The sequence below is a fragment of the Carnobacterium jeotgali MS3 genome (assembly GCF_000745125.1).
GTDB classification, from domain to species: domain Bacteria; phylum Bacillota; class Bacilli; order Lactobacillales; family Carnobacteriaceae; genus Carnobacterium_B; species Carnobacterium_B jeotgali.
In genome coordinates, this window is sequence record NZ_JQNF01000002.1 from 1 (window position 1) to 7,119 (window position 7,119).

14 protein-coding genes are annotated in these 7,119 nt (G+C 31.1%); 8 read left to right on the forward strand and 6 right to left on the reverse strand.

The features are described from left to right. The 3 genes from BP18_RS00140 to BP18_RS00150 form a co-directional block, all read left to right on the forward strand. The coding region (locus BP18_RS00140; protein ID WP_035050126.1) for a DUF975 family protein at positions 1–312 on the forward strand (312 nt) is incomplete at its 5' end. A 239-nt stretch (positions 313–551) separates the two neighbouring features. After that, positions 552–848: a bacteriocin immunity protein gene (locus tag BP18_RS00145; protein ID WP_029278285.1), complete on the forward strand. Its 297-nt coding sequence runs from the start codon at positions 552–554 to the stop codon at positions 846–848. A gap of 301 nt (positions 849–1,149) precedes the next feature. Beyond that, entirely contained in the window at positions 1,150–1,701 is a 552-nt protein-coding gene (locus BP18_RS00150) for a tyrosine-type recombinase/integrase (RefSeq protein WP_007725642.1), read from the forward strand. Positions 1,702–1,757: 56 nt separating this feature from the next. On the opposite strand, the gene BP18_RS00155 is transcribed toward BP18_RS00150, so the two are convergent. Together BP18_RS00155 and BP18_RS00160 are read right to left on the reverse strand one after the other, a co-directional pair. Then, on the reverse strand, positions 1,758–1,976 hold the full coding sequence (locus BP18_RS00155) for a hypothetical protein (RefSeq protein ID WP_007725640.1): 219 nt from the start codon (positions 1,974–1,976) through the stop codon (positions 1,758–1,760). A 112-nt stretch (positions 1,977–2,088) separates the two neighbouring features. Further along, positions 2,089–2,289 (reverse strand): helix-turn-helix domain-containing protein, encoded by a 201-nt coding sequence (locus BP18_RS00160; protein WP_007725638.1) that lies wholly within the window; start codon positions 2,287–2,289, stop codon positions 2,089–2,091. A gap of 196 nt (positions 2,290–2,485) precedes the next feature. Between BP18_RS00160 and BP18_RS12655 the strand changes: the two genes are divergently transcribed. Together BP18_RS12655 and BP18_RS00165 are read left to right on the forward strand one after the other, a co-directional pair. Beyond that, entirely contained in the window at positions 2,486–2,641 is a 156-nt protein-coding gene (locus BP18_RS12655; RefSeq protein WP_197050073.1) for a hypothetical protein, read from the forward strand. A gap of 235 nt (positions 2,642–2,876) precedes the next feature. Then, complete coding sequence (locus tag BP18_RS00165; RefSeq protein ID WP_007725664.1) at positions 2,877–3,359, forward strand: DUF5626 family protein; 483 nt, start codon at positions 2,877–2,879, stop codon at positions 3,357–3,359. A 1-nt stretch (position 3,360) separates the two neighbouring features. On the opposite strand, the gene BP18_RS00170 is transcribed toward BP18_RS00165, so the two are convergent. Further along, positions 3,361–3,873, reverse strand: coding sequence for a helix-turn-helix domain-containing protein (locus BP18_RS00170; RefSeq protein WP_007725663.1), 513 nt, complete (start codon positions 3,871–3,873; stop codon positions 3,361–3,363). A gap of 250 nt (positions 3,874–4,123) precedes the next feature. Between BP18_RS00170 and BP18_RS00175 the strand changes: the two genes are divergently transcribed. Further along, on the forward strand, positions 4,124–4,723 hold the full coding sequence (locus tag BP18_RS00175; RefSeq protein WP_029276986.1) for a hypothetical protein: 600 nt from the start codon (positions 4,124–4,126) through the stop codon (positions 4,721–4,723). Positions 4,724–4,757: 34 nt separating this feature from the next. Next, positions 4,758–4,958, forward strand: coding sequence for a hypothetical protein (locus tag BP18_RS00180; RefSeq protein WP_007725661.1), 201 nt, complete (start codon positions 4,758–4,760; stop codon positions 4,956–4,958). A gap of 132 nt (positions 4,959–5,090) precedes the next feature. Here BP18_RS00180 and BP18_RS00185 read toward each other — a convergent pair whose 3' ends face one another. Together BP18_RS00185 and BP18_RS00190 are read right to left on the reverse strand one after the other, a co-directional pair. Then, complete coding sequence (locus BP18_RS00185) at positions 5,091–5,291, reverse strand: hypothetical protein (RefSeq protein ID WP_007725661.1); 201 nt, start codon at positions 5,289–5,291, stop codon at positions 5,091–5,093. 34 nt (positions 5,292–5,325) lie between these two features. Beyond that, positions 5,326–5,925, reverse strand: coding sequence for a hypothetical protein (locus BP18_RS00190; RefSeq protein WP_029276986.1), 600 nt, complete (start codon positions 5,923–5,925; stop codon positions 5,326–5,328). Between the two features lie 250 nt (positions 5,926–6,175). Here BP18_RS00190 and BP18_RS00195 point away from each other — a divergent pair, with 250 nt between their 5' ends. Further along, positions 6,176–6,688 (forward strand): helix-turn-helix domain-containing protein, encoded by a 513-nt coding sequence (locus BP18_RS00195; protein WP_007725663.1) that lies wholly within the window; start codon positions 6,176–6,178, stop codon positions 6,686–6,688. A 1-nt stretch (position 6,689) separates the two neighbouring features. Here BP18_RS00195 and BP18_RS12660 read toward each other — a convergent pair. Then, positions 6,690–7,119, reverse strand: a 430-nt coding sequence (locus BP18_RS12660) for a DUF5626 family protein (RefSeq protein WP_035050128.1), incomplete at its 5' end; no start/stop codon positions are given.

Consider the following 7,119-nt stretch of genomic DNA (forward strand, 5'->3'; position numbering starts at 1 on the left):
ATCGTACCAGGAATTATAAAAACAATATCTTATTCTCAAGCCTATTTCATTTATAAAGATCAAAAAATACTAACTGAAAATGGAAAAGTATCTGCTCTCGATTGCATAACAGAAAGTAGAAAAATGATGGATGGCCATAAGTGGGAATACTTTGTATTACAGTTAAGCTTTATTGGCTGGGGCATTTTAAGCATTCTATCTCTAGGAATCGGATTTCTATGGTTAAAACCATATGTATATTGTACATATGCAGCATTTTATAATAATCTGACTGAAAATAGTCATTTTGACGAGTCATTAGATGACTTTTAATCTACTTAAGTTATGTATAAATAGCTAGACTAAAAAAAAGAGTAGTTCTAAATTGTTTATTATCAATAAATAAGTTTATTGAAGGGACAATTAATACAGAACTATAATAGAGTATGCTTACCATTTAAGGTGTCGACAATTGCGCTATATTAGCAAAAATAGTTTAACTTCAATAGACTATAAAGAAAGTACAATAGCAACTAAACTCACGTGTGACTATAATTAAGGAGCGATATTTTATGGGCAAAACAAAATGGTATTCCGGAGGAAATGAACGAGCAAAACAAGCAGCAAATATTATTACTGATCTATTAGATGATTTAAAAACAAACTTAGAAAACGAGTCGCTACAAAATGTATTAGAGAATTATTTTGAAGAATTAGAACAAAAGGGCGCTTCTATTCCTATGATTTTAAGTCGTATGAACTTAGATATTTCTAAAGCAATCAGAAATGATGGAGTTACTCTATCAGACTATCAATCTAAAAAACTAAAAGAATTGACTTCCATATCCAATATTAGATATGGATATTAACAGTGTACAAAAATAGATAAATTCAATTATTCCTAATTAAATTAATTTATAAGGTCACAGTAGTTATAGTGACCTTATTTTGTTTAGTCAATATGGAAAGATCAATTAAATTATATAGCCAATCGTTCCTTTAAGTTATCTAATGCTTTTTATAAATATTAAATACATGAAATTGGATAAAATCGTGTATCCGGAATCCTATTCCAATAGGGTTCTTTTTTTAGTTCGTCCTTCAACACACGATTATATGGTATACTAAACAAAATCATGTATCACTTTTGTGAGAGGAGAGGGCTTTTAAATGAGTTACAACGTCCAACCATTAAGAACGCAACAAGAAATAAACGACTTTTTATTCTGTTTGAGAAGAAATAAAAACGCGGATCGGGATGTTTTTCTGTTTTTGATCGGGATTAATAGCGGTTTACGCATGTCGGATATTGTAAAATTGAAGAAACAAGACCTGATTTCTTCCAAAAACCCTCGTATTGTAGAGAAAAAAACAGGGAAAACGCGTATTTTGTATTTGAGTAGTCTGCAGGACTTGATTTTAGAATACACGAAAGACTTAGCACCAGAGGATTATTTGTTTCCGAGCACCAAAGGTGGCCATGTGGAAGTGAATACGGTCTATCAGATGTTTCAAAAGGTCGCTAAGCTGTTAGGAAGAGACGATATTGGGACGCACACGCTACGTAAGACGTTTGGTTACCACTATTACAAGAAAACCAAAGACGTAGCTACACTGATGGAAATATTCGGTCATAGCAGCGAGAAAATTACCAAGCGCTATATTGGAATCAATGAAGATGAAATCAGCGAGACGTTATTGAATTTCAGACTAGGTTTTTAGTACTTTTAAACTAGAAAAAGCCGACAGATTAGGTTCACTGTCGACTTTTTTTAATCTTAACAAGCAAGAAAATTCATACTAATGTCATTATAAAGCTGTTTAGCTTCTTCTTGTTGTTGGATGAGATCTTGTTCCTTATCATGTGTTCCAAAAAAGACAATCTCAATGTCCGTTAGAACATTTCTAAGTAAGTCGTTCTTTCTACAATTACTTAATTTTTCTGACTGAATAATCGCTTTATAATTAGCCTGAGAATCTCCAAGTGTTCCTATCATAATAATCATTCCTTCTGGTTAATTTTCTCTTTTAAGTATAAATAAATTCAGTTATTATAGCTACCTCTTAATGAATAATTAATTTTTTTTCAATCGAATTAGATCTATTTTTTTAGGGCTTCTCTTTTAATAAATGGTCAATTGAAACTTGATAATAGGTACTTAATTTAACCAGGTTATCTAATTCAGGATAGCTGATGTCATTTTCCCATTTGGAAATAGATTGCCTTGAAATATGTAACTGTTCTGCTACATCATTTTGTGAATATTTTTTTTTAACTCTACTACTTTTTAGTTTTTTTCCCAATAACAATGTTATTCCTCCTTGCTTATTACTTATATCTATCATAATGAAAGTAAGGAAGTATGACTATAACGCAATGGTTTACATGGTAGCAACCATTGGTTGCTACCATGTAAACCATTGCGTTCTTTTCGTTTCATAAGATAAGATAGATAATTTAATTATGAACTACTAGGTTAGGAGAATGGTTATGGGAGATATCATAATGAAAAAAATAACTAAAAGAAGCTGCTATCAATTTTTGTCTCTTCTTATTTTTTGTTTAGCTATTGTTACTGTATTAAACAAAAAAATCAGCTTGGGATACGCTCTAATTATTATTGGTTATTATTTACTGAGAAAATCAGATCTAGTTGACTAAAAAAATAGAAATAGAAAGGTGATTTAATGCAACAAAAAAAATTGAAAATAATCCTAACTACACTAATAATAACGATGTTAATTTTTGCAATTATTGGAATAATAACCTTTTTACTTTAATCGAAATTTTCAGCTTCAGAAGAAAAACTAATTAAACAAAAGAGCTAACTATCCCAAATAAAGGATATACATATCAGTTTATCACTACCGGTATTATAAAAATTGGAGGAATTCACTTGAAAAAAATCATTTTTGCTCTAAGTTTTTTCACTATTTTTACTCTTAACAGTACAACAAAGGTACAAGCTGAAGAACTTTTAACTACCCCCGTGAACAGTGTAAGTTACGATATAGATCAAGGTGGACTACAAGAATTTGAAGTTGGAGATTCCCCTGATGAGACCTACACTATTACCATTGAAGAAGAACCTCAATTTTCTATTATGGCAAGAGGTATCAAAAATAATACCTATAAAGTCACAAAAGAACGAGCTCTGCAATGGAAAGTAAGCTATAAAATAGATATAAAAGGAAACTCTATTACTAAGGCGCACTCACCTTCTATAAACAATTACATAGGAAGTGTTCGTAATTCAAGTTTAAAAGTGGATAATTCTAAACAAGCTACTTACTACATAAATATGATTATGCTAAAACTGAACAGCCCGGTGAATGTTCGTGCAACACTTCAAAATAATAAAATTATTGTAACCTATTGAATTAATCAACTAATTCTACGGTAGTGGTCCCCCAACCTAAATAATTACCTATCGTAAAGTAGAGAGCATAAGCATTCATTATAATACAACAAACACACGCTAGATAAACAAACTTATAGAGTGTGTTTGTTTTTTTGTTTCTCTTAATAATAATAGGGGCTAGAATTAAACCAATTGGGGGGATTAAACTTCCTATAAAAGCAAGAATTAACAGGATTAAACCTTCGTCTTTATCTGTATTTCCACGAATAAAATCTAATTTTTGAACATTTTCTTCTATTTTGACTTCATTTTCTTCAATCTTTCTTTTAAGTTCCTGATTTTCTTTTAGTAATTCGTCAATCGAAACTTCGTAATAGGTACTTAGCTTTACTAGATTATCTAAATCAGGGTAACTATTGCCATTTTCCCATTTTGAAATGGACTGTCTTGAAATATGTAAATAATCGGCCACATCTCCTTGCGAATAGCCCTTATTAACTCTACTTGCCTTCAATCGTTCTCCTAAGGCCATAATTATTCCTCCTTCTGCTCTTCTTTATTCTATCATACCGAAAGTAAGGATCATTGACTATAATCTATTAGTTGCCTTTTAGCACCTAATGGTTGCTACTATGTAACTAATAGCGTTCTTTTAATTTTAGCCGAATATAAACATAATTAAGTTATAAAAAGAAAAAGGAGGGTATAGTGAATAATTGTAGTTTTGTAGTTCTAAATGATGAAAAATAAAAAGTTTTATACAAAATAGGAGGAAAATTATAATGAAAAAAATTGTACTTAGTTTACTAGCAGGAAGTATGTTAGCGAGTTATGCTTTACCTACATATGTAAGTGCTTCTGTTTTTTCTGAAGATGAGATTAGAGAAGTTAATGTTACAGAGGAAAGCATTTTAGAAAATGATATTCAAGCTGACGAACCTATAATAGTTGATAGTGGAGAAAATTCTGATGATACTATTAATTCTCAAAATTTTACAATTGAATATGAAGAAGATGGTCCAGTGGTTATAATCTACGAAGAAAATATTAAAACAGCAAGAGCTGCTGCTGGAAGCACTAGTGTTTCTAAATGGGGAGCTTGGACGAACACTCGCATATCAGTTAGTAGAGGAGTTTTAGCAGGCGCAATTAATACTACTTTTTACACTGGAATAGCTGGGGTAGCTGGAACAATTGGATTACCTGTACTTGCTGTAACAGGATTACTGAATTCAGCCCAATGGACTAAATTAGGAAATGCTCCAGGAACTGCAGTTGCAAAAAAATGGGATACAAGCGGGAATGGCTGGGTAGAATTTTATATGAGCAAAGGGTATAATGCAGCAGGAAAACATGTTGCAACTAAATACAAAACGAAGTAGCTATAAAGTAGCTATATAGGTTAGAGGTGATTTTATGTTTAAAAAGTATAAAGAATTTACAGAGAAACACCCATATGTTTATGTCATACTAATAATGGTATTTACTAGTTTTATTGGTATCTCAATAGAATATATAGTAAATAAAAGTTTTATCGGCGGAGGATTATATACAGCTATAGCACTTACTTTAATTGAACTTTTAAGAGTAAGAAGAAGAAATAATTTAAAAAATTAATATTTTAAATGTAAATTAAAACTTTGTTGACATAATCACCATTAAACAAAGAACTCCCACCATTTTATTATGGTGGGAGTTCTTTGTTTAATGGTGATTATGTCAACAAAGTTTTAATTTACATTTAAAATATTAATTTTTTAAATTATTTCTTCTTCTTACTCTTAAAAGTTCAATTAAAGTAAGTGCTATAGCTGTATATAATCCTCCGCCGATAAAACTTTTATTTACTATATATTCTATTGAGATACCAATAAAACTAGTAAATACCATTATTAGTATGACATAAACATATGGGTGTTTCTCTGTAAATTCTTTATACTTTTTAAACATAAAATCACCTCTAACCTATATAGCTACTTTATAGCTACTTCGTTTTGTATTTAGTTGCAACATGTTTTCCTGCTGCATTATACCCTTTGCTCATATAAAATTCTACCCAGCCATTCCCGCTTGTATCCCATTTTTTTGCAACTGCAGTTCCTGGAGCATTTCCTAATTTAGTCCATTGGGCTGAATTCAGTAATCCTGTTACAGCAAGTACAGGTAATCCAATTGTTCCAGCTACCCCAGCTATTCCAGTGTAAAAAGTAGTATTAATTGCGCCTGCTAAAACTCCTCTACTAACTGATATGCGAGTGTTCGTCCAAGCTCCCCATTTAGAAACACTAGTGCTTCCAGCAGCAGCTCTTGCTGTTTTAATATTTTCTTCGTAGATTATAACCACTGGACCATCTTCTTCATATTCAATTGTAAAATTTTGAGAATTAATAGTATCATCAGAATTTTCTCCACTATCAACTATTATAGGTTCGTCAGCTTGAATATCATTTTCTAAAATGCTTTCCTCTGTAACATTAACTTCTCTAATCTCATCTTCAGAAAAAACAGAAGCACTTACATATGTAGGTAAAGCATAACTCGCTAACATACTTCCTGCTAGTAAACTAAGTACAATTTTTTTCATTATAATTTTCCTCCTATTTTGTATAAAACTTTTTATTTTTCATCATTTAGAACTACAAAACTACAATTATTCACTATACCCTCCTTTTTCTTTTTATAACTTAATTATGTTTATATTCGGCTAAAATTAAAAGAACGCTATTAGTTACATAGTAGCAACCATTAGGTGCTAAAAGGCAACTAATAGATTATAGTCAATGATCCTTACTTTCGGTATGATAGAATAAAGAAGAGCAGAAGGAGGAATAATTATGGCCTTAGGAGAACGATTGAAGGCAAGTAGAGTTAATAAGGGCTATTCGCAAGGAGATGTGGCCGATTATTTACATATTTCAAGACAGTCCATTTCAAAATGGGAAAATGGCAATAGTTACCCTGATTTAGATAATCTAGTAAAGCTAAGTACCTATTACGAAGTTTCGATTGACGAATTACTAAAAGAAAATCAGGAACTTAAAAGAAAGATTGAAGAAAATGAAGTCAAAATAGAAGAAAATGTTCAAAAATTAGATTTTATTCGTGGAAATACAGATAAAGACGAAGGTTTAATCCTGTTAATTCTTGCTTTTATAGGAAGTTTAATCCCCCCAATTGGTTTAATTCTAGCCCCTATTATTATTAAGAGAAACAAAAAAACAAACACACTCTATAAGTTTGTTTATCTAGCGTGTGTTTGTTGTATTATAATGAATGCTTATGCTCTCTACTTTACGATAGGTAATTATTTAGGTTGGGGGACCACTACCGTAGAATTAGTTGATTAATTCAATAGGTTACAATAATTTTATTATTTTGAAGTGTTGCACGAACATTCACCGGGCTGTTCAGTTTTAGCATAATCATATTTATGTAGTAAGTAGCTTGTTTAGAATTATCCACTTTTAAACTTGAATTACGAACACTTCCTATGTAATTGTTTATAGAAGGTGAGTGCGCCTTAGTAATAGAGTTTCCTTTTATATCTATTTTATAGCTTACTTTCCATTGCAGAGCTCGTTCTTTTGTGACTTTATAGGTATTATTTTTGATACCTCTTGCCATAATAGAAAATTGAGGTTCTTCTTCAATGGTAATAGTGTAGGTCTCATCAGGGGAATCTCCAACTTCAAATTCTTGTAGTCCACCTTGATCTATATCGTAACTTACACTGTTCACGGGGGTAGTTAAAAGTTCTTCAGCTTGTACCTTTGTTGTA